23 protein-coding genes and 1 pseudogene are annotated in these 24934 nt (G+C 71.1%); 11 read left to right on the top strand and 13 right to left on the bottom strand.

Annotated features, from left to right (window positions below):
• Positions 1-84 precede the first annotated feature (84 nt).
• A complete protein-coding gene (locus ACK8GG_RS21220) occupies positions 85-450 on the top strand; it encodes a DUF4279 domain-containing protein (RefSeq protein WP_440357092.1) in 366 nt (121 codons plus the stop codon).
• 136 nt (positions 451-586) lie between these two features.
• Here ACK8GG_RS21220 and ACK8GG_RS21215 read toward each other — a convergent pair whose 3' ends face one another.
• From ACK8GG_RS21215 to ACK8GG_RS21200, 4 genes are all read right to left on the bottom strand, one after another.
• Complete coding sequence (locus ACK8GG_RS21215) at positions 587-1588, bottom strand: hypothetical protein (RefSeq protein WP_440349282.1); 1002 nt, start codon at positions 1586-1588, stop codon at positions 587-589.
• Positions 1589-1667: 79 nt separating this feature from the next.
• Complete coding sequence (locus ACK8GG_RS21210) at positions 1668-1880, bottom strand: helix-hairpin-helix domain-containing protein (protein ID WP_440357091.1); 213 nt, start codon at positions 1878-1880, stop codon at positions 1668-1670.
• A 159-nt stretch (positions 1881-2039) separates the two neighbouring features.
• On the bottom strand, positions 2040-3077 hold the full coding sequence (locus ACK8GG_RS21205) for a hypothetical protein (RefSeq protein WP_440357090.1): 1038 nt from the start codon (positions 3075-3077) through the stop codon (positions 2040-2042).
• Positions 3074-3625 (bottom strand): RNA polymerase sigma factor, encoded by a 552-nt coding sequence (locus ACK8GG_RS21200; RefSeq protein ID WP_440357089.1) that lies wholly within the window; start codon positions 3623-3625, stop codon positions 3074-3076. The genes ACK8GG_RS21205 and ACK8GG_RS21200 overlap by 4 nt, the downstream gene beginning before the upstream one ends.
• Before the next feature lie 76 nt (positions 3626-3701).
• Between ACK8GG_RS21200 and ACK8GG_RS21195 the strand changes: the two genes are divergently transcribed.
• Positions 3702-4214, top strand: a complete 513-nt coding sequence (locus tag ACK8GG_RS21195) for a hypothetical protein (protein WP_440357088.1) — start codon at positions 3702-3704, stop codon at positions 4212-4214.
• 38 nt (positions 4215-4252) lie between these two features.
• On the opposite strand, the gene ACK8GG_RS21190 is transcribed toward ACK8GG_RS21195, so the two are convergent.
• The 3 genes from ACK8GG_RS21190 to bla form a co-directional block, all read right to left on the bottom strand.
• Complete coding sequence (locus ACK8GG_RS21190; RefSeq protein ID WP_440357087.1) at positions 4253-4738, bottom strand: SRPBCC family protein; 486 nt, start codon at positions 4736-4738, stop codon at positions 4253-4255.
• A 54-nt stretch (positions 4739-4792) separates the two neighbouring features.
• On the bottom strand, positions 4793-5638 hold the full coding sequence (locus tag ACK8GG_RS21185) for a DUF5995 family protein (RefSeq protein WP_440357086.1): 846 nt from the start codon (positions 5636-5638) through the stop codon (positions 4793-4795).
• Positions 5639-5737: 99 nt separating this feature from the next.
• Positions 5738-6661 carry a class A beta-lactamase gene (gene bla, locus ACK8GG_RS21180; protein WP_440357085.1) on the bottom strand — a complete coding sequence of 308 codons (924 nt, stop codon included), beginning with the start codon at positions 6659-6661 and terminating at the stop codon, positions 5738-5740.
• Positions 6662-6792: 131 nt separating this feature from the next.
• On the opposite strand from bla, the gene ACK8GG_RS21175 reads away from it, so the two are divergent.
• The 4 genes and pseudogenes from ACK8GG_RS21175 to ACK8GG_RS21160 all read left to right on the top strand — a co-directional run.
• The gene (locus ACK8GG_RS21175) at positions 6793-7683 is read left to right on the top strand and encodes a LysR family transcriptional regulator (RefSeq protein WP_440357084.1); all 891 of its coding nucleotides are present in this window, start codon (positions 6793-6795) and stop codon (positions 7681-7683) included.
• Positions 7680-8579, top strand: coding sequence for a serine hydrolase (locus ACK8GG_RS21170; protein ID WP_440357083.1), 900 nt, complete (start codon positions 7680-7682; stop codon positions 8577-8579). The genes ACK8GG_RS21175 and ACK8GG_RS21170 overlap by 4 nt, the downstream gene beginning before the upstream one ends.
• Positions 8580-8785: 206 nt before the next feature.
• Positions 8786-10414 (top strand): M28 family peptidase, encoded by a 1629-nt coding sequence (locus ACK8GG_RS21165; RefSeq protein WP_440357082.1) that lies wholly within the window; start codon positions 8786-8788, stop codon positions 10412-10414.
• A gap of 153 nt (positions 10415-10567) precedes the next feature.
• Positions 10568-11983, top strand: a pseudogene (locus ACK8GG_RS21160) (GGDEF domain-containing protein); the annotation flags it as partial.
• 190 nt (positions 11984-12173) lie between these two features.
• On the opposite strand, the gene ACK8GG_RS21155 reads toward ACK8GG_RS21160, so the two are convergent.
• Together ACK8GG_RS21155 and ACK8GG_RS21150 are read right to left on the bottom strand one after the other, a co-directional pair.
• Positions 12174-13235, bottom strand: a complete 1062-nt coding sequence (locus tag ACK8GG_RS21155; RefSeq protein WP_440352302.1) for an aspartate-semialdehyde dehydrogenase — start codon at positions 13233-13235, stop codon at positions 12174-12176.
• Positions 13236-13238: 3 nt separating this feature from the next.
• Complete coding sequence (locus ACK8GG_RS21150; RefSeq protein ID WP_440349269.1) at positions 13239-14504, bottom strand: aspartate kinase; 1266 nt, start codon at positions 14502-14504, stop codon at positions 13239-13241.
• A 240-nt stretch (positions 14505-14744) separates the two neighbouring features.
• Between ACK8GG_RS21150 and ACK8GG_RS21145 the strand changes: the two genes are divergently transcribed.
• The 5 genes from ACK8GG_RS21145 (at position 14745) to ACK8GG_RS21125 (ending at position 20446) form a co-directional block, all read left to right on the top strand.
• A complete protein-coding gene (locus tag ACK8GG_RS21145) occupies positions 14745-15542 on the top strand; it encodes a hypothetical protein (protein WP_440349268.1) in 798 nt (265 codons plus the stop codon).
• 278 nt (positions 15543-15820) lie between these two features.
• Complete coding sequence (gene leuA, locus ACK8GG_RS21140) at positions 15821-17572, top strand: 2-isopropylmalate synthase (protein ID WP_440349267.1); 1752 nt, start codon at positions 15821-15823, stop codon at positions 17570-17572.
• A gap of 165 nt (positions 17573-17737) precedes the next feature.
• On the top strand, positions 17738-19228 hold the full coding sequence (locus ACK8GG_RS21135; protein ID WP_440357081.1) for a glycosyltransferase family 39 protein: 1491 nt from the start codon (positions 17738-17740) through the stop codon (positions 19226-19228).
• A 175-nt stretch (positions 19229-19403) separates the two neighbouring features.
• Entirely contained in the window at positions 19404-20075 is a 672-nt protein-coding gene (locus ACK8GG_RS21130) for an HNH endonuclease family protein (protein WP_440349790.1), read from the top strand.
• Complete coding sequence (locus ACK8GG_RS21125) at positions 20057-20446, top strand: hypothetical protein (protein WP_440352299.1); 390 nt, start codon at positions 20057-20059, stop codon at positions 20444-20446. The genes ACK8GG_RS21130 and ACK8GG_RS21125 overlap by 19 nt, the downstream gene beginning before the upstream one ends.
• Before the next feature lie 174 nt (positions 20447-20620).
• On the opposite strand, the gene ACK8GG_RS21120 is transcribed toward ACK8GG_RS21125, so the two are convergent.
• From ACK8GG_RS21120 to ACK8GG_RS21105, 4 genes are all read right to left on the bottom strand, one after another.
• Positions 20621-21724: an ABC transporter ATP-binding protein gene (locus ACK8GG_RS21120; RefSeq protein WP_440352298.1), complete on the bottom strand. Its 1104-nt coding sequence runs from the start codon at positions 21722-21724 to the stop codon at positions 20621-20623.
• Complete coding sequence (locus tag ACK8GG_RS21115; RefSeq protein WP_440349263.1) at positions 21721-22872, bottom strand: ABC transporter ATP-binding protein; 1152 nt, start codon at positions 22870-22872, stop codon at positions 21721-21723. Before ACK8GG_RS21115 ends, ACK8GG_RS21120 begins: the two co-directional genes overlap by 4 nt.
• Before the next feature lie 64 nt (positions 22873-22936).
• Positions 22937-23905, bottom strand: a complete 969-nt coding sequence (locus tag ACK8GG_RS21110) for an ABC transporter permease (RefSeq protein WP_440352296.1) — start codon at positions 23903-23905, stop codon at positions 22937-22939.
• Positions 23902-24906, bottom strand: coding sequence for an ABC transporter permease (locus ACK8GG_RS21105; RefSeq protein WP_440352295.1), 1005 nt, complete (start codon positions 24904-24906; stop codon positions 23902-23904). Before ACK8GG_RS21105 ends, ACK8GG_RS21110 begins: the two co-directional genes overlap by 4 nt.
• Between the last annotated feature and the right edge of the window lie 28 nt (positions 24907-24934).

The raw sequence follows: 24934 nt of genomic DNA, 5'->3' as shown, positions 1-24934 counted from the left end.
CTCCATGATGATGGACATCCTCCCGGAGACCCCAGGTCCCCTGATCTCGGATGTCCGTCAAAGCGGGGCAGGCCCACTGCGCATGTGACGCAGCTCCTGGGCATTCAACCGAGCGACGTGTTCGAGGCGGGCACACCGGTCGGCTCCCGAAGTGCGACGCGGCATGAGGAGTGCGGTTGGTCGCTCAGAAGTGCGGAGAGTCCCGAGAGCGACGTCGAACTTGTCGAGCAGTTGGGGAGCCTGCTCGACATTCTAGAGCCGGTGGCGGACCGGCTATGGCAGCTCGTCGAAGCGGGCTACTGGGCGAATTGGTTTTGTTTCCTCGGCTCCCACGCCACAGAACATGCCGTCGAACTTGACCGTGACCTTCTCCATCGGTTGCTCAAATTGCCGGGCGATCTATGGCTGGACGTCTACGGCGACGACGAGGGCGATGAGGGCGACCGCTGAACATGCACGCCTGCGACGCGAACACCCGCCCGGTAGTGAGTGACGAGTTGGGTCACCACCAGGGCGTGCAATCACGGACTACCACGGGCGTCGGTGGACTGTTGGCTTGCCGGCGAGGCCCCACTGTTTGGAGAAGTCACTGCATGGCGACAGCCGGCGGGTGCGCAAAGGAAACCGGGCAGCGAAAGACGTACAAGGCGTAACCCCTGCCGATACAGATGTCTGTGGGGTCAAGCGCAGCCTCCGGTGGATCCTCCACCGGCCGCCAGCTGCATCCGGGGCCGCTCCACTCGGCGGAGTCGGCGGTGAAGAGCAGCGTCATCGTGGTGCCACAGTCGGCGCACTCCATCGGATGCGGATCGCTGAGCGACCAGTTCGCGAAGCCGCCCACCTTCCAGCCGGGCGCCAGTGACAGGTCGTACTGATAGCTGACCTCGGCTTCGTCATCATCCTCATCGCCCTCCTCCCAGGCGGTGATCCGATCCGCCAGTTCCTCGGGTAGCAGGCCGCCGTACTGGTACTCGCGGACCTGCTCCGGATGAATTACGCACGGCGTCGGCAGATAGGAGCCGACCACCACTGGCGGTTCGGGAGCCGCCGCCAAAGGGTCGGCGACGTCGCTGCTACGCCGCCAGCGCAGCCGTACGCGCGGGTTGTAGCCCTCATCAGGGTGATCCAGCGGGCACCACAGCACCTGCAGCAGGTCGGCGCCGTCCGGGCCGACGAAGTCGGGAATGTTCCGGCGGTAGAGCTGCGCCACGGCGACCATCGGGATCGGCTGCTCCACCAGGTCGTACGGCACGGAGAACTCCGAGTGCCGCAGCTCCGCCCGCTCGTCGTCGGTCAACTGGTAGGGGGTGCCGGTCGCGGCTGCCCGCGCCTTCGCCGCCTCGTAAATCTCCCGGCGACGGCGGACACTCGCCGGCGTCTCGAGTTCGGAGATCTCGTGAGCGTCGCCGTCGCCGCACACCGGCCATGGCTCGTCAGCCGGCCAGAGCAGGGGTCCCCCGACCGAGCTCTCGGCAGTTGTCGGACGGCCGCGCCGCGGATGTAGACGCGTCGCCGTCGTCGAGTGCTCGGGCAACTCGGGGAAGACGGCGGTGATATCGACCGGCCGCGGTGGCGTGGTGCGGGTCATGGCCGGTCATCTTAAGAGCCAGCTACGACCAAACCGTGCCACCCGTTGGCACCCGGTGGGTGCCCGATGACCTTCGCTGTCAGTCGGCGAAGTCAAGACCCCGCTCGGCCAGCGCGGTGGCGAGAATCCGGATCGCTCTCGGTCCGACCCCGTGCATGGCCAGCAACTCCCGCCGGCTGTGGGTGGCCACCTGTACAAGCGTGGTGATTCCGGCTTCCAGGAAAGCGCTGTTGGCCGGTCGTCCGATCGGGGGAAGGTCGCCGATCTGCGCGGGCGCGTCGCGAGTGCTCATACCGTCACGCTAATCCTGTTGCACCTCTGACTGTGGGACGAGGAGAGCCGCGGCTGTTGCCAGGAAAGCGACATGTCACAGCAGAAGGACGCCTGACCACGAGCCGAGACAGCGGGCCAGGTGGGAGATCGGTTCACCTGGCCCGCTGCGGTAAGGCGTCTAAGAATCGCCCCGCCGGACGCTTTCGGCGACGGCGATCACCTGGTCTGGGGTGAAGGAGCGCGGCACCTGCAGAGTGAAGCCGGATCCGTCGGGGAGTGTGGTGGTCAGCATCCAGGTCTCCCTGGTCCGGACGAGACGGGCATGCCGCCCGTCGACCGTGACGTCCTGCCCCGCCTCGAAGCCATCTACATCGGAGTCCGGGTGCCAATCGGGCGTTGGCTTCCATTGCACGGCCAGGCTCAGGTGGGGAGGGGCCGGGTCGCGATAGCTGACGATCGCGCCGTCCATTTTGAACCCCCGTAGCTCCCAGCCGTCCGGCACCAGACCGATGGCGATCTGGAAGGGGACGCGTTGGGGCTGGTCCACCACCTGCCGGGCGAGTTGCAGTACCGCTTCCTCGCTGCCGTACCGGCCGTTGCCGACGATGGTCACCCACTCGCCGGGCCGGCGCTCCCAGGTGAGACTTGCCATGTCGGACGTGTCGTCGTGATAGAAACTGATGTGTCCCGGACGGCCGTCCACGCTGATGTCGCGGGTCGGAAAGTACGACTCGTCAGGGTTTGCCTCGGGCCAGAGGAGCACGTCGTTCATGGCGTCGGCCGACTTGTAGACGGCGATGACGTCCGCTGGCCCACTGGTGAACGACGGCTCGCCGAGCAGCGGCAGGGCGTACGGGAACTCGAGGGCGGTCGCGGCGACCAGCTTGACCGGACCGGTGGACGGCAGGACCGGGGGTGGCTCCTCGCCGCCGGCGACAGGCGGGCCCTGGGTGGCCTCCGGCGGCTGCGGCAGGACCGTGACCGCCAGAACCGCCATCGCCGTCACCGCCGCCCCGGCCAGGGCCATCCGCACCAGGGGCGGCAGCCGCAGCAGCCCGGACGCGACGCGCCGGGTGACCGGTAGCGCCGGCCGATCGGCGTACGCCGTGACTGCCGTGATCTCGGCGAGGAGGCGGCTGCGAGCTGCCTGCCGTGCCTCGTCGGAGAGGGACGGGCCGTCCGGACCGTACGTTTCCAGGATCTTGATCTCGTTCATCGGTCCTCCTCCAGCGAGGTCAGTGCGGCGCGGGTCAGGCGGCGGGCCCGGTTCAGCCGCGAGCGCACGGTCCCGATCGGGATGTCGAGCGTGGCGGCGATCTCCGCGTACGAGAGTTGGGCCCAGGCCAGCAGCAGCAGCACGTCGCGGTCGGCGGGCTTGAGCGCGGCCAGCGCCGCGGCGAGTTCGGCCCGCAGCGCCTGGGCGTCGAGCCGGTCGTCGGGCGGGTCGTCTGCGTACGCGCCAGGTTCGGACCAGCCCGCCCGGGCGAGCGCCCGGTAGCGACGGCCCTCCTGGCGGACGTGGCGGCGCAGCACGTTGGTGGCGATGCCGAACAACCACGGCCGTACGTCCAGCTGCGTCGGCTGGTACGCGGCCCGGCGGCGGAACGCCACCAGGAAGGTCTCGGCGAGCAGGTCGTCGGCGGATTCACCGATCCGGCGCGCCAGGTACCGGTGGACGGCGTCCGCGTGCCGGTCGAAGAGCGGCGCGAACCGCTCCGGCTCCCGAATCGACTCACGGATCAGGACGTCGTCTGCGGTCTGCACCGGCGGCGAGCGTAGTTCGTTCACACCCGTTCATGCCCGATCCCCGGCGGCGGGTTCACGGGTCTAGTGTCGCCGGATGGGGGATTTTCCGGCGCTGGTCGACGTGCACTACGGCTCTCTCAGGCTCGCTGATATCCGGTCGGAGGGCCGCACCGATTGGTCCCAGGAGTTCTTCGGCAGACGCCCGCCGGGTCTCATCGCCACCGCGCCAGGTGAAGTCTTCTTCATCACGAGTCGCCATACGGGCCTCGTCGAACTCTCGATCACGATCGACGAAGCCGACCCCGGCGCTGAACTCGATGCGTACGAGGACGTCGTGGAGGTGCCGTTCGAGGCGGTGGCGGCCGAGTTGAAGCTGTTCCTGTTTGACGGCGTGGCGCCACATGCGCTGCCGCCACTGCCGGCGGGCCCCGGCGCGTATCGGATCCGCTACCACTGCAGGGGAATGGACGAGACGAGAAACCCTGACCTGAAATACGACGACGTCGTCGACGAGTACCTGCTGCAGATCTGGCCGGCCCCCGCCGCGCCCCCCGCCACCCTCAAGGTGACCAGCCGACAAGGGCGCTACTGGATGTTCAAGAGCTGAGAAGGAGGAAACCGCTCGACGAGGGCAGATCCGGCTGCTCAGCCACCTTGGACTCGGGCCAGCCGGGCGAGGTCGCCGGCCACGAGGTCGGCGTCGCGGGCCCACTCCTCGTCGGTCATGCCCGGCCGACGGCGCAGGGTGAAGACCACCTCGCAGCCGTCGCCGTCCGCGATGACCCGCATCGGGTTGTAGACGACCTCCCCGGAGGGCATCGTCACGTCGTGATCGAGGACTCCGTGCGGGTTCGGCGGGACGAATTCAATCTTCACCTGGCCGTCCGGTGTTTCGACGTACCAGTCACCGTCGCGCCGGGCGACCGCGCTGCCGAGGCCCGGGGCCCACTTAATGAGGTTCGCGGGATTCGAGACGTACGCGTAGACCGCCCCCGCGGGCCGGTCGATGCAGACGCTGAAGTGCCGGGAAACGCTGGGGTGCCGGGAGACGCTGAGGTTCGGGGAGGCGCTGAGGTGCCGGGAGACGCTGAGGTTCGGGGAGGCGCTGAGGTGCCGGGACTCCGATGCCATGGCCAACACCATGCCACCGACCCCCGACACCCCCGCCGATATCGGCTCGCCGCGTCAGATCTTTCCGGTCTTCTCCAGGCCGTCGAGCACCACACCGGCGGCCCGCCAGGTGCGGTCGATCTTCGTACGGGCGTGCCGTTCGTGCAGCCGCAGACCCATCGCGTTGGTCCAGGCGACGGCGCGTACGGACTGGAAGAGCGCGGTGGTCGCGGTGGTCTCGCCGAAGACCTCGCCGACGAGCCAGAGCTGGAAGAAGGGCCGCATGTCGACGCCGTAGTACTCGCGCATCCGCTCGACGATGCCCGGCGCCGCCTCGACGAGAGCCTCGCCGTACACGGTGTAATCGCGCAGGTGGCGGGTGCGGGTGTCGACGGCGATCAGCGAGTCGGGGAAGTCGACGACCAGGTGGGTGGAGATGCCTTCGCCGACGACCCGGGCGGGGCTGCGGTCGCAGTCGGCGGCCAGGTCGAAGAATGACTGCCAGTACGGCGTCGGCGTGCCGCCGGTGAGGTGGGCGTGGAAGTTCTCCAGGTACCGGGTGACGAAGTCGACCGAGAGGTTCCGCGCCCAGCGCGGGTCCCGGAACGTGCCGTCGGTCAGCGCCGGGATGGTCTTGTCGAGGATCTCCTTGTAGACCAGCGAGAAGGTGCCGCGGTTGTCACCGCGCGCGGCGAGCAGCTCGTTGATCTCGACGACCCGGGCCCGGGCGTCCTCGATCCCGGCAAGGGTGCCGACGTCGGTCAGGGCAACCAGCCGCTGCTGCTCACTCTGCGTCGACTGCACCACGCAGGTCGGGGCGCCGGTCGTCGGCGCCGTCGCGGGGTTCGCGTTCGCCACAGCGGGTGAGGCCAGCAGCGCCAATCCGACGGTGGCGGCGCAGAGTCGGGAAGCCGTACGCACAGAAGATCCTCCTTGTGAGTTCGGAGCTCCTCCTACCCACCGTCACGCTCGGCAATCTCAAGCGTGACGAGTGGCATGTGCGTACGGCTGACCCCTTACTCAGCCCCGCAGTTCCGCCACGACCACCTCGGTCGCCCGGGCCAGCAGTGCGTCGTCACGTTCGGCGTCCTCGGCGTCCTTGCTGGACATGACCGCCAGCACGATCGGGGCGCCCTCGGCCGGCCAGATGACGGCGATGTCATTGCGGGTGCCGTACCCGCCGGAGCCGGTCTTGTCGCCGACGGTCCACCCGTCCGGCACGCCGGCCCGGATGGTCTTGTCGCCGGTGGTGTTCGCCTTCAGCCACTGGGTCAGCAGCTCCCGGTCCTCGGCGTCGAGGGCATCCCCCAGCACGTACGCCCGCAGGCTCGCGGCGAGCGCCTGCGGGGTACTGGTGTCCCGGATGTCGCCCGGGGTGGCCTCGTTCAGGTCGACCTCCCAGCGCGCCGGGCGGGTGGTGTCGTCGCCGATCTCCCGCAGCGCCGCCGCGAACCCCTCCGGGCCACCGAGCTGCTTCAGCAGCAGGTTGCCCGCGGTGTTGTCGCTGAGGGTCACCGCCGCCACGGCGACGTCCCGCAGCGGCATGCCGGTCTTGACGTGCTTCTCCGTCTCCGGCGAGTACGGCACCAGGTCCGCCTCCGTGTAGCGGACAACCTTGTTCAGCTCCGCCGTCGTGGTCCGGTCCAGCACCGCCGCGGCGGCGAGCGCCTTGAAGGTCGAGGCGTACGCGAAGCGCTCGTCGGCGCGGTGGGCCACGACGCGTCCGGTTCCGGTGTCGATGGCGTACACGCCGAGCCGGGCTCCGAACTCGGTCTCCAGCCGGGCGAAGTCGGCGGGCGCCGCCGACGGTGCGGTACTCGCGGCGGAGGCGCTCGCCGACGGCGCGGCGCCCGGGTTCGGTCCGGTGGCGCAGCCGGCGGCCGGGAGCAGCAGGAACGCCGCGACCGCCGCGATCCTCGCGCGCCTCGAAAGAGCAACTGACATCGATGACTCCTTGTCGATCTGCCCGGCCGGTCCCCTCGCCTGCCGTGACATCGATGACGGTGCCAGCGACCGTTGATGCGTTCAAAGACGGAAACGCGCCAACTGATGCGATTACGGCATACTCCCTGGCCGTGGATCTCGTCGCGGCCTGCCGGGCCTTCGTCGCCGTCAGCGGGTATGCCAGCTTCACCGCCGGCGCGGCCGCGGCGCAGATCCCGCAGTCCGTCGCCAGCCGGCGCATCGCCGCCCTGGAGCGGCACTTCGGCGCCCGGCTCTTCGACCGCTCCACCCGTACGGTCACGCTCACCCCGTTCGGCCGGGACATGCTGCCGTCGGCGCGGCGCCTCGTCGACCTCGCCGAGGCGATGGAGCACGCCGCCGTTCGGGCCCGGCTGCGCCCATTCCGGCTGGCCGTCCCGGCGGTCTGCGCGCCGCGGGCGCTCGCCCGGCTCGTCGCGCAGGCGCGCCGGCACGAACTGCTGCTGGAGGCGCACCCGGCCGAGCCCGCCGAACGGGCCGAGCTAGCCCGTGTGCTGGAGGTCCGCGCCGCCCTGGTCGCCGTCCCACCGGCCGAGGCGACCTGGCGGGTGCCGCTCGGGCTCGCCGGGCGGGCGGAACCTGCACTTCCCGCGCTCTACCTGGAGACCCTGCGGGTGGGGCGCGCCGACGGCGAGGCGCCGGCCCGTCGGGTGTGGATACAGCCCGAGGACGACGTGCCGCACGTCCGCGACCCGGTCATGCGGCTGCGCGACGCGCTCGGCCTGCGGCCGGGGCAGGTGCGGGTGGCGGCCTCGCTGGTCGCCGCCGCCGCGGAGGTGCTCGGCTCGGCGGACCTGCTGCTCTGCTCCCAGTTGCAGGCCGCGGAGCTGGGGCTGCACTGGCGCCCGGTCGGTGAGCTGGCGACGGCCGCGCGCGGCTACCGGATCGCTGCCGGCCGGCGCGAGGACGCCGACGCGGTGCGTACGCTGCTGCACGCCGCCGTACGCCGATGTCTCGGCGGCGTGGAGGAGGTCGCGCGGTGAGTGTCACCAGGGTTCTCGGCGCCGCCCGGGAGGCGCTGGACGAGGCAGGGCTGCGCGGGTCGTTCCTGGTCCGGGACCTCGACTCCGCAGACGAGCTCGGCATCGACCCGGACATCGAGTTTCCGGTGGCGTCCCTGGTGAAGGTGCCGCTCGCCCTCGCCACCCTGGAACGCATCGACCGGGGCGAACTCGACGCCGCCACCCCGATAGTGGTCGCCCCCGGCCGGGCCACCACGGCGGGACCGACCGGGCTGAGCCGATTCCGTCACCCGGCGACGGTCGCCCTGGACGACCTGCTCTACCTGAGCACCTCGCTCAGCGACGAGACCGCGGCCGACGCGCTCTTCGCCCTCACCCCGCCCACCGCGGTCGCCGCCGAACTGCGCCGGCTCGGCTTCGAGGGCATCGCCGTACGCCACCGGACCGCCGCCCTGATCGACACCCCGGCGGAGAAGCTCCCGCCCGACCAGCTGCACCTCGCCCACTCGATCGCGATCACCGCGGCGACCGCGGGGCACGGGCATCCGCTGCCGCAGCTCGACGTCACCCGCGCCAACTCCGGATCGGCCCGGGCCTTCGTGGAGCTGTTGCAGGGGTTGTGGCGCCCGTCGGCGATCCGGCCGGCGCCGGCCGCCCGGGTCCGGGAGCTGATGGCGGCCAACCTGATCCGGCAGCGCCTCACCCCGGACTTCAGTTCCGATGCGTCCCGCTGGTCGTCCAAGACCGGGACGCTGCTCAACCTGCGGCACGAGGTGGGTGTCGTCGAGCACGCCGACGGGCAGACCTTCGCCGTCGCCGCGCTCACCGAGTCGCGGGTGGCGGCCGGCAGCCAGCCGGGCGCGGAGGCGGTGATGGCCCGGGTGGCCCGCAACCTCCGCGACCAGCTGCGCTTCTGACCGGTTTCGACCGGCCGGCGGTGCGCCGTCGGACAGCGCACCTCCCGCCCGTAAATGAATGGATTCCCATCGATTCAAAGGCGAAACTCTCGAATCAGTCACGCATTCGCATGTCTTCACATTCCGCGGGCTGACGTCTACATTGCGGAACAACCGGCACATCAGCGCCGGCCTCTCCCTTCCCAGGAAGGATGTGGCACATAGTGGTGTCCTTTCCCACCCGACGGGTGCTCGCGGGTCTCGCCGCCGGCGCGCTCGTCGGATCTTTCGCACTGACCAATCCGGCCCAGGCCGCACCGAATAACAACTCCGCCGCCAAGCTCACCAAGGCGGTCACCGCCAAGGGCGTCCTCAAGCACATCGACGCCTTCCAGCGCATCGCCGACGCCAACGACGGCACCCGGGCCTCCGGCACCCCCGGCTACGACGCCAGCGCCGACTACGTGCAGCGCCTGCTGACCAAGGCCGGTTACCAGGTCACCCGCCAGCAGTTCGACTTCCCGTTCTACGAGGAGGAGCACTGGCTCTTCACGCAGACCGGGCCGGCCCCGCGCGACTTCGTCGACGGCGTCGACTTCGACCTGATGGAGTACTCCGGCTCCGGCGCGGTGGAGTCGGCGGTCGTCGCGATCGACCTGAACCTGACCGACCAGGCCGCCACCACCTCCGGCTGCGAGGCGAGCGACTTCGACGGCGTCGACGTCACCGGCAAGATCGCCCTGATGCAGCGCGGCACCTGCGCCTTCGGGGACAAGGCGGCGAACGCCGAGGCCGCCGGTGCGGCGGGCGCGATCATCATGAACCAGGGCAACGGCACCGACCCGTCCCGGCACGAGATCTACGCCGGCACGCTCGGGGTGCCGATCGGCATCCCGACCTTCGCCACCACGTACGGCCTCGGTGTCGACCTGGCCCAGACCCCCGGGGTGGTCCTGCGCCTGGAGGCGCAGACCACGATCGAGACCCGCAGCACCTCCAACGTGATCGCCCAGACCCGGCACGGCCGTACCGACAACGTCGTGATGGCCGGCGCCCACCTGGACTCGGACCTGGCCGGTCCGGGCGTCAACGACAACGGCAGCGGCAGCGCCGCGCTGCTGGAGGTCGCCCTGCAGATGGCGAAGGTCAAGCCGCACAACGCGGTGCGCTTCGCCTGGTGGGGTGCGGAGGAGAACGGTCTACTCGGCGCCGAGTACTACGTCGGCCAGCTGACCGAATCCGCCGCCGACGACATCGCGCTCTACCTGAACTTCGACATGGTCGCCTCGCCGAACTACGTCTTCGGCGTCTACGACGGCGACGACTCCGCCCAGGAGGGTGAGGGTCCGGGACCGCAGGGCTCGGCGGCGATCGAGACCGTCTTCGAGCGGTTCTTCACCGCTCGCGGCAAGGCCACCGCCGCCGCCGACTTCACCGGCCGCTCCGACTACGGGCCGTTCATCGCGATCGGCATCCCGGCCGGCGGCCTCTTCACCGGCGCCGAAGGGCTCAAGACCGCCGAGGAGGCGGCCCAGTTCGGCGGCGTCGCCGGTGCGGCGTACGACCCGTGCTACCACGCGGCCTGCGACAGCATGACCCCCGTCGCCGACGGTGGCGACGCCGCGATCTACGCGCAGCTCAACCGCGCGTACGACCTGCGGGGCAACATCAACGTGCACGCCCTGGACGTCAACTCGGACGCCATCGCCACCGCGGTGATCACGTTCGCCTACGACACCTCCGCGGTCAACGGCGAACCCGCCGGACCCGGCAAGGGCAAGGGACACGGCAAGCACAAGGGCAAGGGCCATGGCAAGGGCCACGGCCACGGGCACGGGCACCGCGCCACGCGGTAACCGCACTCCGGCGCAGGCCGGGTCCGCGACCGCGGACCCGGCCTGTGCGGTCCCCGACACGTTCGGTGATCTTGCCAGGGCAGGGGACGCCCGCCCTGAGTACGCTGGTCGCAGGGCTCAGCGCCGCTGAGCTGCCTTCGAGCGGGGACGACGGTGGATCAGCAGCGAGTCATCCGAGACGTGGCCGTGCGCCTGCCGGTGGCCACGACGGTGCGCGCCGCCTGCCAGGGGGCGGTCAACGCCCTCGGCGAGTACGCCCCCGCCACCATCTCGGTCCTGCTGCAGGTCTCCGACCGCCTGCGCTGCATCGCCGCCACCGGCTCCTGGCAGGTCTTCTCGACCGTGCCTCCCAAGAGCGGCATCGTCGGCCGGGTCCACGCATCGGGTCTGCCCGCCGTCGTCCCGTCGGTCGCCGCCGACCCGGACTACCTGCCGATCCGCCCGGACGTACGTTCCGAGATCTGCGTGCCGATCCTCTCGGCCGGCCGGCCGATCGGCGTGCTGGACCTGCAGTGGAACGAACCGGCGGATCTCGAGCAGTGGCGCGACGTCGCCGAGCGGATCGCCGGACTGCTCGGCAGCCGCATCGCGATGCTCGGCGGACCGCCAGCGGAGAGCCGCAGCGAGAAACTGCTGCGGCACGCGGCTGCCTTCGCCGCGGCCCCCACCGAGCGGGACCTGACGGTGGCGGCGCTCGTCGCCGCCCGGGACGTCTCCGGACTCGACGTCGCCGTACTCATCGCGACCCGACCCGACGGTCCGCAGCTCAACCGCCGCACCGGCACACCCAGCCCGCTGGAGACGCGAATCCGCGCGGAGCTGGACTCGGCGGGTCCGGCGCCGCTGCGTCAGCTGATCTCACACGCCCACCGGTACGGCGCCTCCTACACTCTCGGCGAGCCGGGCCACCCGGCCGTCGGCGCACACCGGCCGCTGATCGACGCCGGGGTCCGGACCCTGGTGGCGGTGCCGTTCGGTACCCCCGAGTCCGGGGGTGTGCTGCTGGTCGCCGACGAGGAGCTGATCCGCCCCGACCCGACCACGGTGAACCTGATGGAGCTGCTCGCCGCGCAGGCCTGGACCTGCCTGGACCGGCTCCGCACCCTGATCCGGCTGCGCGAGCAGGCCAGCTCCGACCCGCTGACCGGGCTGCCGCACACCGGGCCCTTCGGCCGCCGGATGCGCCGTACGACACCGGGGCGCACCGCCCTGCTCGCCATCGACGTCGACAACTTCAAAGAGGTCAACGACACCTTCGGCCACCAGGCCGGTGACCGGGTGCTGGTCGGGCTGGCCCGCGCTCTGGAGGGGGCGCTGCGCGCCGGCGACGAGCTCTACCGCACCGGCGGCGACGAGTTCGTCGCGGTGATCGACGTGGCGCGCGCCGACGAGGCGGTACGCATCGCCGAGCGGCTGGTGGGCGCGGCCCGGCAGACCGGGCGGACCATCAGCGTCGGGGTCGCGCTGGCCGACGGTGACGAGTCGCCCCAGGAGACGCTGCGCCGCGCCGACGAGGCCCTCTACACGGTGAAACGCAACGGCCGCGACGGTGTCGCGCTCACCCCGGCGACGCCGGACGCCCCACTGCCCCGGCAACGGGCCGCCGGTGACGACCAGGAGCCGGGCGGCAAGGAACCGGGCGGCGACAACGACCCGGCCGGCGACAAGGAGCCGGTCGGCGGCGGCTGAACCGGGAACGGACCGGGGTGAAGCGGGTCAGCGGCGGCTGAAGCCGGTAGCGGACCGGGGGTGAAACGGGTCAGCGGCGGCTGAACTCGGCGGCGAGCAGTTCGGCGATCTGCGCGGTGTTGAGCGCGGCTCCCTTGCGCAGGTTGTCGCCGGTGACGAAGAAGTCCAGCGCGCGCGGGTCGTCGACCGCACGGCGCAGCCGGCCGACCCAGGACGGGTCGGTGCCGACGGCGTCGATCGGCATCGGGAACTCGCCGGTCGCGGGGTCGTCGACGACGATCACGCCGGGGGCGTTCTTGAGCACCGCCCGGGCCGCCTCGGCGGTCACCTCGACGCCGAAGACGGCGTGCACGGCGACCGAGTGGCCGGTGACGACCGGCACCCGTACGGCGGTGGCGGAGACCTTCAGATCCGGCAGGCCGAGGATCTTGCGCGTCTCGTTGCGCATCTTCATCTCCTCCGACGACCAGCCGTCGTCGAGGAGCGAACCCGCCCAGGGCACCACGTTGAGCGCCAGCGGGGCCGGGAACGGTCCGAGGTCGTCGCCGACGGCGCCGCGTACGTCACCGGGGCGGGAGCCGAGCGCATGGGACCCGGCGACCTTGGTGAGCTGGCTGTGCAGGGCGGCGACGCCGGCCTGTCCGGCGCCGGAGGCCGACTGGTACGAGGCGAGGACGAGTTCACGCAGGCCGTACTCGTCGTGCAGCGGGGCGATCGCCACGATCATCGCCATGGTGGTGCAGTTGGCGTTGGCGATGATGCCCTTCGGGTGGTGCCGGATCCACTCGGCGTTGATCTCCGGCACGATCAGCGGCACCCGGTCGTCCATCCGGAACGCGCCGGAGTTGTCGACGACCACGGCGCCGCGCTCCACCGCCAGCGGCGCCCACTTCGCCGAGACCTCGTCGGGGACGTCGAACATCGCCACGTCGACGCCGTCGAAGACCTCCGGGGTGAGTTCCCGGACGGGGAGGTGCTCACCGCGGCAGAGCACCGTACGCCCGGCCGAGCGGGCCGAGGCGATCAGGCGGATCTCGCCCCAGACGTTCTTGCGGGCGGAGAGGATTTCACACATCACGGTGCCCACCGCGCCCGTGGCGCCGACGACAGCGAGGGTGGGCAGCCGCGCCACGGCCTACCTCCCGGTGCCGGCGTAGACGACCGCCTCGGTGTCGCCACCGAGTTCGAAGGCGTCGTGGATGGCGCGTACCGCCGCGTCGAGGTCGGTGTCGCGGCAGACCACCGAGACCCGGATCTCCGACGTGGAGATCATCTCGATGTTCACGCCGGCCGCGCCGAGCGCGGCGAAGAAGCCGGCGGCCACGCCCGGGTGCGAGCGCATGCCTGCCCCGATCAGCGAGACCTTGCCGACGTGGTCGTCATAGAGCAGGCCCTTGAACTTGACCGTCTCCTGGATCTTGTTCAGCGCCGTCATCGCCGTGGGGCCGTCAGCCTTGGGCAGCGTGAACGAGATGTCGGTGCGGCCGGTCCCCTCGGTGGAGACGTTCTGCACGATCATGTCGATGTTGATCTCGGCGCCCGCGACGGTGTTGAAGATCTCCGCCGCGGCGCCCGGCTCGTCCGGCACCCCGACAATCGTGATCTTCGCTTCGCTCCGGTCGTGCGCGACGCCGGTGATCAGTGCTTGCTCCACGGGAAGGTCCTCCATCGATCCGGTGACCATCGTGCCGGTGTTCTGGGAATAAGACGAGCGGACGTGGATCGGCAGGTTGGCCCGGCGGGCGTACTCGACGCTGCGCAGGTGCAGCACCTTGGCCCCGCAGGCCGCCAGTTCCAGCATCTCCTCGTAGGTGATCTGCTTGATGTGGCGGGCGTTCGGCACGATCCGCGGGTCGGCGCTGTAGATGCCGTCGACGTCGGTGTAGATCTCGCAGACATCGGCGTGCAGCGCCGCGGCGAGCGCCACCGCGGTGGTGTCCGAGCCGCCCCGGCCGAGCGTGGTGATGTCCTTGGTGTCCTGGGAGACCCCCTGGAAACCGGCGACGATCACCACCGAGCCCTCGTCGATCGCGCCCTGCAGCCGCCCCGGCGTGACGTCGATGATCCGGGCCCGTCCGTGCGCCGACGTGGTCAGCACCCCGGCCTGCGAGCCGGTGAAGGAGCGCGCCTCGTACCCGAGGTTGTGGATCGCCATCGCCAGCAGCGCCATCGAGATGCGCTCGCCGGCGGTCAGCAGCATGTCCAGTTCGCGCCCCGGCGGGACCGGGCTGACCTGGTTGGCCAGGTCGAGCAGCTCGTCGGTGGTGTCACCCATCGCGGAGACCACCACCACGACGTCGTCACCGGCTTTGCGTGCGGCGACGATGCGCTCGGCGACCCGCTTGATGCGTTCCGCGTCCGAGACGGAAGACCCGCCGTACTTCTGCACCACCAGTCCCACGACGGTGCACCTCCCTCTCAGCGGCCGGCGAGCGTGCCGACGCCGCCGGGTGGCAAAAGCCGGCGGCGCTTGTCAGACGCGTTCAGGGTATCGGTCGGTTCCCGAGGAGAGAGCAGCACTTCCCAGCATCCGGCCGTGGCCCCCGCCACCTCCGGCGATCCCCCGGCCGGCGCGACACGCCGGGAGCGGCACGCGGGCAGCGATGCACAAAGACCGGGCCCGACAGATCAGAATGGCCCCGTGCCCCTCGGTGTCCGCTTCCGACCCGCCGCCCGCCGCGTCGCGGCCCCACTCGCCTGCGCGCTCTTCGTCGCCGCCGGCTGCTCCGGCGAGCCGCCGCCCGACGACCCACCCGCCACCACCGCCCCGCTGCCGGTCACGACCGAGGCCCGCGACCAGCTCGCCGCCCTCGCCGCCGCCGGGCTCGACCGGCACTTCACCGCCCGGTACACGCTGCGCAGCAAGGGCCGCCCGGACCGGACCGTGGAGGTGACCCGGGCGACCGACGGCACCTGGCGGGTCGACATCCCCGGCTGGGCGCTCGGCGGCGACGCCGACATCGCCATGGCCGGCAACAGCGACGGCATCTTCCAGTGCGCCCTGCCCTCGGCCGCCAACCCCGTCGCGGCCACCTGCGTACGCGTGGCCGACGCCGACGGCAAGGTGCCGGCCGATGTCGACCCGCGACTGCAGCACCCGTTCAGCGACTGGCTGCCGATCTTCACCAGCCGCCAGCCCGCCGTCTCGGTGACCGCCGCCGACCTGCTGCCCGGCGCGGCCGGCACCTGCTTCGCGATCGAGTCGACCTCGGCCTCGCTCGAGGCGATGGTGGATGTGGGCACCTACTGCTTCGACGAGGCCGGGACGCTCACCGGCGCCCGGTCCGGTTTCGGTTCGCTACTGCTCGCCGGCCCGCCCGGCCCGGCGCCCGCCACGGCCCCGCTGCCGGGGGCGGTCGTGCCGGGCGAACCGCTCGGCAGCGCGGCACCGCCGACCCCCACGCCGTCGCCGTCACAGCAGGACGCCGCCGACTCCTGACCGCAGTGGCGGAGATCCCAGAACCTGGAAGAACGATGTTCTCCGCGAGGCCGACAACGTAGTGTCACTGATGTCATGTGGCAGGTCATGCTCCTTCGCTGCCGCGGCGAGGCCTCTACGGCCGGCACCTCGCCGCGGGGTTGAGCGCGCGCCGACCAGCTCTTCGGTCGACTCCGGTCGACCGCCTCCGCCGACTTCGACCCGGCGTCGAAATCTTCCTCGGACGCGACCCTCGCCCTCCGGGCCGACGCCACATGACCAGCACGGGAGCCTCCAGCATGCGTGAAACCGCCGGCAGCACCACCGACCCGTACGCCTACGGCCCGCAGCGGCCCAGCGGCATGCCCTTCGGGCGGTACGAGCCGTACCACCGCCAGTTCGCCGTGGACGTACCCGACCGGCAGTGGCCGGCCCGGCGGGTCGAGACCGCCCCCCGCTGGTGCGCGGTCGACCTGCGCGACGGCAACCAGGCCCTCATCGACCCGATGTCGCCGGAGCGCAAGCGGCGGATGTTCCAGCTGCTGGTGCAGATGGGCTACAAGGAGATCGAGGTCGGTTTCCCGTCGGCGAGCCAGACCGACTTCGACTTCGTCCGCCAGCTCATCGAGCAGGACCTGATCCCCGACGACGTCACCATCCAGGTGCTGACCCAGTGCCGTGAGCACCTGATCGAGCGCACCTACGAGTCGCTGCGCGGGGCCAAGCGGGCCATCGTGCACTTCTACAACTCCACCTCCACCCTGCAGCGCCGGGTGGTCTTCGGGCTGGACCGCGACGGCATCACCGACATCGCCACCACCGGCGCCCGGCTCTGCCAGAAGTACGCCGAGATCCACACCCCGGACACCGAGATCCACTACGAGTACTCGCCGGAGTCGTACACCGGCACCGAACTGGAGTACGCGCTGGAGGTCTGCAGCGCCGTCATCGACGTCATCGACCCGACGCCGGACCGGCCGCTGATCATCAACCTGCCGGCGACGGTGGAGATGGCGACCCCGAACGTCTACGCCGATTCGATCGAGTGGATGCACCGGCGGCTGCCGCGGCGCGACTCGGTGATCCTGAGCCTGCACCCGCACAACGACCGCGGCACCGGCGTGGCCGCCGCCGAGCTGGGGCTGCTGGCCGGCGCCGACCGGGTCGAGGGCTGCCTCTTCGGCAACGGCGAACGCACCGGCAACGTCGACCTGGTGACGCTGGGGCTGAACCTCTTCTCCCAGGGCATCGACCCGATGATCGACTTCAGCAACATCGACGAGATCAAACGCGCCGTCGAGTACTGCAACCAGCTGCCCGTGCACGAGCGCCACCCGTACGCCGGCGACCTGGTCTACACCGCCTTCTCCGGCTCCCACCAGGACGCCATCAAGAAGGGCTTCGACGCGCTGGCCGCCGACGCCGAAGCGGCCGGTGTGCCGGTCGACGCGTACACCTGGGGCGTGCCGTACCTGCCGATCGACCCGAAGGACCTGGGCCGCAACTACGAGGCGGTCATCCGGGTCAACTCGCAGTCCGGCAAGGGCGGCGTCGCGTACATCATGAAGGCCGAGCACCAGCTGGACCTGCCGCGCCGACTGCAGATCGAGTTCTCCGGCGTGGTGCAGCAGGTCACCGACCACTCCGGCGGCGAGGTCGAGCCCGGCCAGATGTGGGACATCTTCGCCACGCACTACCTGGTCGAGCACCAGCCGCAGCCGGCGGTCACGCTGGGCGCGTACACGACCCGCAGCAGCGAGGGCAAGGTCGAGATCGAGGTCGAGGTCGGCCACGGCGGCGAGCGGCACACCCTGCACGCCGTCGGCAACGGCCCGATCGACGCGTACGTCAACGCGCTGGAGTCGCTCGACGTGCACGCCCGGGTGCTGGACTACCACGAGCACGCGATGTCCTCCGGCGAGGACGCCCGCGCCGCCGCGTACGTCGAGTGCGAGGTCGACGGCCGTACGGTCTGGGGTGCGGGCCTGGACCCGGACATCGTCACCGCCTCGATGAAGGCGATCACCTCGGCGGTCAACCGCACCCGCTGACCCGACCGTCGCCACCTGCGCGACACCTGCCCGGCGCGGCCGCGATCCTCACCCGATCGCGGCCGCGCTGTCTATATCGTGGCGATTGATTGGCATTCCACGATGGAAGGGCAGGTGTCGGCCTTGTCAGCTGTCACGCTCCCGTCCGGGACTCCGACGGAGCCGATGTCCCGGACGGCCCGGCTCCACCGGTGGAACGATCCGCGGCTCACCTCGACGCCGGTGATCGCCGGACTGCCCGCCCTGCTCACGCTCCTCGTCGCCGGCATCGGTCTCGGCGGCCGGCAGCTGTGGCGCGACGAACACGCGAGCTGGTGGGCGGCGAGGCTGTCCTACCCCGACCTGATCGAGCTGCTGCGGTCGCGGGATGTCGTCTTCGCGCCGTACTACGGCGGCCTGCATCTCTGGACTGCCGTCTTCGGTGAGTCGGCGCCGGCCCTGCGTCTGCCGTCGCTGCTCTGGATGGCGGCAGCCGCGGCGCTGGTCGCGCTCCTGGGCCGGCGCCTCTACGGTGCGCCGACCGGGCTGACCGCGGGCCTGCTCTTCGCCCTGCTGCCGATCGTCTCCCGGTACGCCGCCGAAGCCCGCCCCTACGCCCAGGTAATCGCACTGACCACGGCCTCCTCCCTGCTGCTGCTGCGCGCGCTGGAGCGGCCGTCGCGGCTGCGCTGGGTGGCGTACGCGCTGGCGGTGGCGGCGACCGGACTCAGCCACCTGGTGGCGCTGACGGTGCTGGTGGCGCACGCCGTGCCGGTGCTGCGGGAGACCCGCCGGCTGCCGCACCGCGAGGTGCTGCGCCGCGCCGCGCCCTGGGCCGCGGCGACCGGGGCCGGGCTGGTCATGGTCGCGCCGATGGCGTACCTGGGCAGCCGGCAGTCGGGGCAGATCTCCTGGATCGACGAGCCGACCTGGGCGGGCGTGCTGAAGCTGCCGGCGAACCTCGCCGGCGGTGTGGCGGTGGCCGCGGTGCTGCTGGTGCTGGCGCTGATCGGGGTGACCGCCGGCCGGTGGCCGGCGCTGCTGCTCGGGGCCTGGGTACTGACCGGCCCGCTGCTGGCCCTGGCCACCTTCGACCAGTTCCAGCTCTTCTTCTTCCGCTACCTGCTCTACACGGTGCCGGCCTGGGTGCTGCTGGCCGCAGCCGGGACCCTGCGGGTCGCCCGCGCCGTCGGCGGTGGGCGGGCCCCGGCCCGGGCCGCGGCGGTGGCGGTAGTGCTGATCACCGTCGCCGTGCTCGGCCTGCCGCGACAGCAGATGTTCCGCAGCGACCTGGTGGAGGACGAGCACGGCTTCCGTGACGCCGGTGCCTTCGTCGCCGCGCAGGCCGCCCCGGGCGACGGCATCGTCTTCGACGGCTACCGCCACCTGCGCCGGGCGATGGCCTACGAACTGCGCGACGCCGATCCCCGGCCGGTCGACGTGCTGCTCGCCCAGCCGGCGCAGGAACGGGGCAGCTACGCCGCCGCGGAGTGCCGCAAGCCGGCCGAGTGCCTTGGCGACGTACGCCGGGTCTGGCTGGTCACCACCCAGGGCGGCACCGATCCGCTGCGCCGGGTCGACGGGGCGCGCGGGGCGGCGCTGCGGGACCGCTTCGTCGTGGCGCGAGTAGCGCAGTTCCACCGGATCCGGGTCGTCGAGCTGGTCGCATCGCGGTGAACCGCCTTTCCGGCGACGGTCGGCGGTGCTGCGTACCATGTGCACGGCGCGCCCTCGTGATGGATCGCCCACCGCGCGGGAGCGTCCTCGGCGGACCGGTTGCCCGCGAAACGCCGAGACTGTCCTGGAAGATGCGCCGAACGCGGCCGCCCCTCAAGCTTGGCTGGTGCCCCCTTTGTTTGCTCGACTGAAGTCCCGCGCCGCCGCCGCGACGGTCACCGTCTCGGCGCTCGCGCTCCTCGCCACCACCGCCTGCGTGCCGCCCCTCGAGCCCGACCCGGATACCGCCGGCGGCGGGAACGGCAACGGCAACGCCAGCAAACTGCTGGGTGAGCTGACCGTCGCCGACGCCCGTCCGATGAAGGGCTACAGCCGCAACAAGTTCTCCCACTGGCGCAGCACCGGTAAGAACTGCGACGTCCGGGACACGGTCCTGGAGCGCGACGGCAAGAACATCGAGCTTTCCGGCTGCAACGTCGTCGGCGGCACCTGGGTGAGCGTCTACGACAACAAGACCCTCTCCGAGCCGTTGCAGGTGGACATCGACCACATGGTGCCGCTTGCCAACGCGTGGCGTTCCGGGGCTGACGAGTGGAACGACAAGGACCGCAGTGACTTCGCCAACGACCTGGACCGGCCGCAGCTCTTCGCGGTCTCGGCCAGCTCGAACCGTTCCAAGGGTGACCAGGACCCCTCGCAGTGGAAGCCGGCGAACCGTGAGTACTGGTGTCAGTACGCTGGGGACTGGGTAGCCGTCAAGCACCACTGGAAGCTGTCGGTGACCGCCGCCGAGAAGACGGCGCTGACCGGGATGCTGGAGGACTGCACATGGACGAGCGCGCCGTGACCGACCCCGGTGCCGACGCCGCACCGGCCGAGGCCGTCGCCGGCGACCCGGATACTGCCGCGGCGCCGGCCGCCGCTGCCGGGGAGCCGGCCGCTGCGGGCGAACCCGCCGCCGGCGAGGCGACGTCGGCGCGGAACACCGACATCGTGCCCGGCCCCGGTGGGGTGATGACCGACGAGGTCGGCGTCGTCACCGGTGACCTGACGCTGCGCACCGAACTCGACGGCGACCGGGTCGTGGTGAAGGTGCAGTACAAGGACGCCGACGAGTGGTACGCCGTCACCGGCGGCAGTGCCCCGCTGGCCGACCCCGCCGCGCTGGACGCGGTGCACCAGATCGCCGTCGGGCTGCTCGACCGCCCCGAAGGCTGATCCGCGAGATCCAGCGCCCACCCGCGGCGTACGGCACCTCTGGCCCCACAGACGACACCGGCCACCGGATCACTCCGGTGGCCGGTCTGCGTGTCACGCCTGCCGCAGGGACGCCCCCGGCGCAGGGGCCGAACCCGGTGGAGGGACGAACCCTGCGCTCCGCCCCGACCCGGTCTACACGAACGAACCGGGCTCCGACGGGGCCGAGACGACGGCGGGGTTGAGGCCCTCTCCGTCGGGCCGGGTCAGCTTCGGGTCGACCTGGTGCGGGCGCAGTTCACCGGCGGCGATCTGCTCGGCCCAGTGGCAGGCGACCCGGCTCTCGCCGATCGGGCGCAGCGCCGGCCGTTCGTCGGCGCAGCGGGTGGGCTGCGCCCACGGGCAGCGGGTGTGGAACCGGCAGCCCGAAGGCGGGTTCGCCGGCGAGGGCAGGTCACCGGCGAGCAGGATGCGTTCCCGGCGGTCCTCGATCTCCGGGTCCGGCACCGGCACCGCCGACATCAGCGCCCGGGTGTAGGGGTGCAGCGGCTCGCGGTAGAGCCGGTCGCTCGGCGCCTCCTCGACCAGCGCCCCCAGGTACATCACGCCGACGATGTCGGAGATGTGCCGGACCACCGCCAGGTCGTGCGCGATCACCAGGTACGTCAGCCCCAGGCTCTCCTGGAGCTCGTCGAGGAGGTTGACGACCTGTGCCTGGATGGAGACGTCCAGCGCGGAGACCGGCTCGTCGGCGACGATCAGCTCCGGCCCGAGGACGACCGCACGGGCGATGCCGATGCGCTGCCGCTGGCCCCCGGAGAACTCGTGCGGGTACCGGGAGAGCGCCCAGCGGGGCAGCCCGACGGCGTCCAGCGTCTCGCCGATGATGCGCCGCCGGTCGTCCCGGCTGGTGCCGATGCCGTGGGTCTGCAGTCCCTCGGTGAGGATCGACTCGACGTTCTGACGGGGGTCCAGGCTCGACATCGGATCCTGGAAGATCATCTGCATCCGCCGGCGCAGCGCCCGCAGCGGCCGCGCCCGCATCCCCGTCACCTCGGCGCCGTCGAAGAAGACCTCACCGCTGGTCGGTTCGGTCAGCCGCAGAATCGCCCGGCCCAGCGTCGACTTGCCGCAGCCGGACTCCCCCACCAGCCCGTACGTCTTGCCTCGGGGAATGGCGAGGTCCACTCCGTCGACGGCCTTGACGTGACCGACGACGCGGTCGAAGACCACCCCCCGGGTGATCGGGAAGTGCACCTTGAGGTCGCGGACCTCGACGAGGTTGTCGTTGCCGGTCACGCCGGTCCCTCCTTGCCGTCGGCGCCCACCGGGCCGGGGCCCGGCGCGGCGTCGGTCTCCGCCGGGACGTCGGTCTCCGCCGGGACAGGACTGGGCACCTCGGTGCCCACCGGATCAGGGCTCGGCACGGCGTCGGTGTCCGCCGCCGCAGCCCTCGGTGCCGGCACGCTTCCCGGCGTGGGCGCGGGGTTGACGCAGCGGTACGCGTGCCCGCCCGCCCCCGGTACCAACGCCGGGGGTTCGCCGAGGCAGGCGTCGATCTGCCGTTCACAGCGGGGCGCGAAGGCGCACCCGTCGGCCCAGGGCAGCAGGTCGCGCACCGAGCCGGGGATCGGTGTGAGCCGCTCGCCGCGCCCGGCGTCCAGCCGCGGAATCGACCCCAGCAACCCCACCGTGTACGGGTGCCGCGGGTTCGCAAAGAGCGGCCGGCGGTACGCGGTCTCGACGACCCGACCGGCGTAGAGCACGTTGATGGTGTCGCAGAGTCCGGCGACCACCCCGAGGTCGTGAGTGATCATGACCAGGGCGGTGTCGGACTCGCGCACCATCTCCTTGAGCAGCTCCAGGATCTGGGCCTGGATGGTGACGTCGAGGGCGGTGGTCGGCTCGTCGGCGATCAGCACCCGGGGTTGGCAGGCGACCGCCATCGCGATCAGTGCCCGCTGCCGCATGCCGCCGGAGAGCTGATGCGGATACTCCTTGAGCCGCCGGGTGGGATCCGGAATCCCGACCCGCTCCAGCAGACTCGCCGCCTCGCGGCGCGCCTTTTCCCCTTTCATCCCCCGGTGCCGGGCGAGGACCTCGGTGACCTGGCGTCCGATCGGGACGACCGGGTTCAGCGAGGAGAGCGGGTCCTGGAAGATCATCGCGATTTCCCGGCCGCGGATGTCGCGCCGCGACCGGTCGTCGAGCTGGAGCAGGTCGGTGCCGTCGAAGACGGCCTTGCCACCGATGCGCAGCCCGCGCTGCTTCGGCAGCAGCCCCATGATCGCCAGCGAGGTGACGCTCTTGCCGCAGCCGGACTCGCCGACCAGGCCGACCACTTCGCCTGCATCGACGGAGAAGGAGACTCCGTCCACGGCGTGCACGGGACGCTGCCCGCGCCGGGTGAAGGTGACGGAGAGGTTGTCCACTTCGAGCAGTGCCATCAGCGGGTGCCTCCGCTCGCGTCTGCCGGGTTTCCCGGCCTGTTGCCTGCCACGGTCCCCGGCCTCACTTTCGCAGCTTGGGGTCGAGGGCCTCGCGCATCGCTTCACCGAGCAGGGTGAAGCCGAGCGCGGTGATGATGATCCCGAGCGCCGGGTAGATCGCCAGACCGGGCCGGATCCCCAGGTACGACTGCGCGTCGGCCAGCATCACGCCCCACTCGGGCGTCGCCGAGTCGGGGTTGCCCAGGCCCAGGAATGACAGCGCCGCCGCCTCGATGATCGCGGTGGCGAGCGTCAGGGTGGCCTGGACGATCACCGGCGCCAGCGAGTTCGGCAGGACGTGCCCCAGTGCGATCTTGCGCTTGGAGACGCCGAGCGAGACCGCCGCCGTCACGTAGTCGCTGCCGGACTGGGCGATCATCGACCCGCGAAGCAGGCGGGCGAAGACCGGCACCGAGACCATGCCGACGGCGATCATGACGGTGGTGAGGCTGGCGCCGAGCAGCGCGGCGATGCTGACCGCGAGCAGCAGGCTCGGCATCGCCAGGAGCATGTCGATGAAGCGCATCAGGGCGCTGTCCACCCAGCGCCCCCAGCGGCCGCCGAGGCCGGCAGCCGCACCGGCGATCCCGCCGATGAGGGTGCCGATCGCCAGGCCGATCATGGTGGCAACCACCCCGACGAGCAGCGTCTGCCGGGCGCCCACGATCATTCGGCTGAAGACGTCCCGGCCCTGGTGGTCGTAGCCGAGCCAGTGCTCGCCGGAGATGCCGGGGATGATGCCCTGCCCGGACTTGACCACTCCTTCCCGGATGCCGATCGTGTCGGTCGGGCCGTACGGGACGAGGAACGGCCCGATCACCGCCACCAGCACAAAGATCGTCAGGATGACGGCGCCGATGATCGCGGCGGGGTTGCGCCGCAGTTGCCGGAACGCCTCCTGCCAGAGGCTGGCGCCGCGCTCGTCGTCGCGGACCGAAAGTTCGGCGAGCCGGTCGAGCTTTTCGCGCTTCTTGCCGCCGGTGATGGTCATCGCACCCTCACTCTCGGGTCGATGAAGCTGTAGGAGAGGTCGACGAGCAGGTTCACCAGCACGTAGACCAACGCGATGATCATGATGAAGCCCATCAGTACCGGGTAGTCCCGGTTGCTGATCGATTCGGCGACGAAGGCGCCGATGCCGTTGAAGGCGAAGACGGTCTCGGTGAGCACCGCCCCGGAGAGGAGGCTGCCGGCGAGCAGGCCGATGGAGGTCGCCACCGGCAGCAGCGCGTTGCGCAGCACGTGCCGGCGGCGGACCACCGACTCGGTCAGGCCCTTGGACTCGGCGGTACGGACGTAATCCTCACCGAGCACCTCCAGGACGCTGGCGCGGGTGATCCGCACGATGATCGCGAGCGGGATGCTGGCGAGCGCGATTCCGGGCAGCACCAGGTGCCAGATCGCGTCGAACGCGGCGTCCCACTCCCGGGTTAGCAGTCCGTCCAGGACGAAGAAGTTGGTAACCCGCGTCGCGCCGATCGTCGGATCCTGCCGCCCGCTGGAGGGGAACCAGTTGAGGTTCTCGGCGAAGATCGCCTTGAGGACGTACGCGAGGAAGAAGACCGGGATGCAGATGCCGATCAGCGAACCGCCGACCGAGGCGTGGTCCAGGAACCGGCCACGCTTGCGGGCGGCGAGATAGCCGAGCGGGATACCGACGCCGATCGCGATGATCAGCGCCGTCACCGTCAGTTCGACGGTGCCCGGGAAGCGCTGCAGGAATTCGGTGGTGACCTCCCGCCTGGTGGAGGTCGACACGCCCAGGTCCAGCCGCAGCATCCGCTTCATGAAGCGGCCGTACTGGATCAGGATCGGCTCGTCGAGGCCGAGGTTGCGGCGGATCGCCGCCCGGCTCTCGGGGGTGCCGCGCTCACCGAGGATCGCGGTCTCGGGACCGCCCGGGAGTCTGCGGAGCCAGATGAACAGAAGGATGGAGAGCCCGAGCAGCGTGGGTATCAGCTGCAGCAGGCGTCTGACGATGAACCGGAACACGGCGGCCTCGACGGGTGGAGAGGGTGAC

Source organism: Melissospora conviva, assembly GCF_049523535.1.
Taxonomy (GTDB): domain Bacteria; phylum Actinomycetota; class Actinomycetes; order Mycobacteriales; family Micromonosporaceae; genus Melissospora; species Melissospora conviva.
This window is presented reverse-complemented; position numbering and strand designations above follow the sequence as displayed.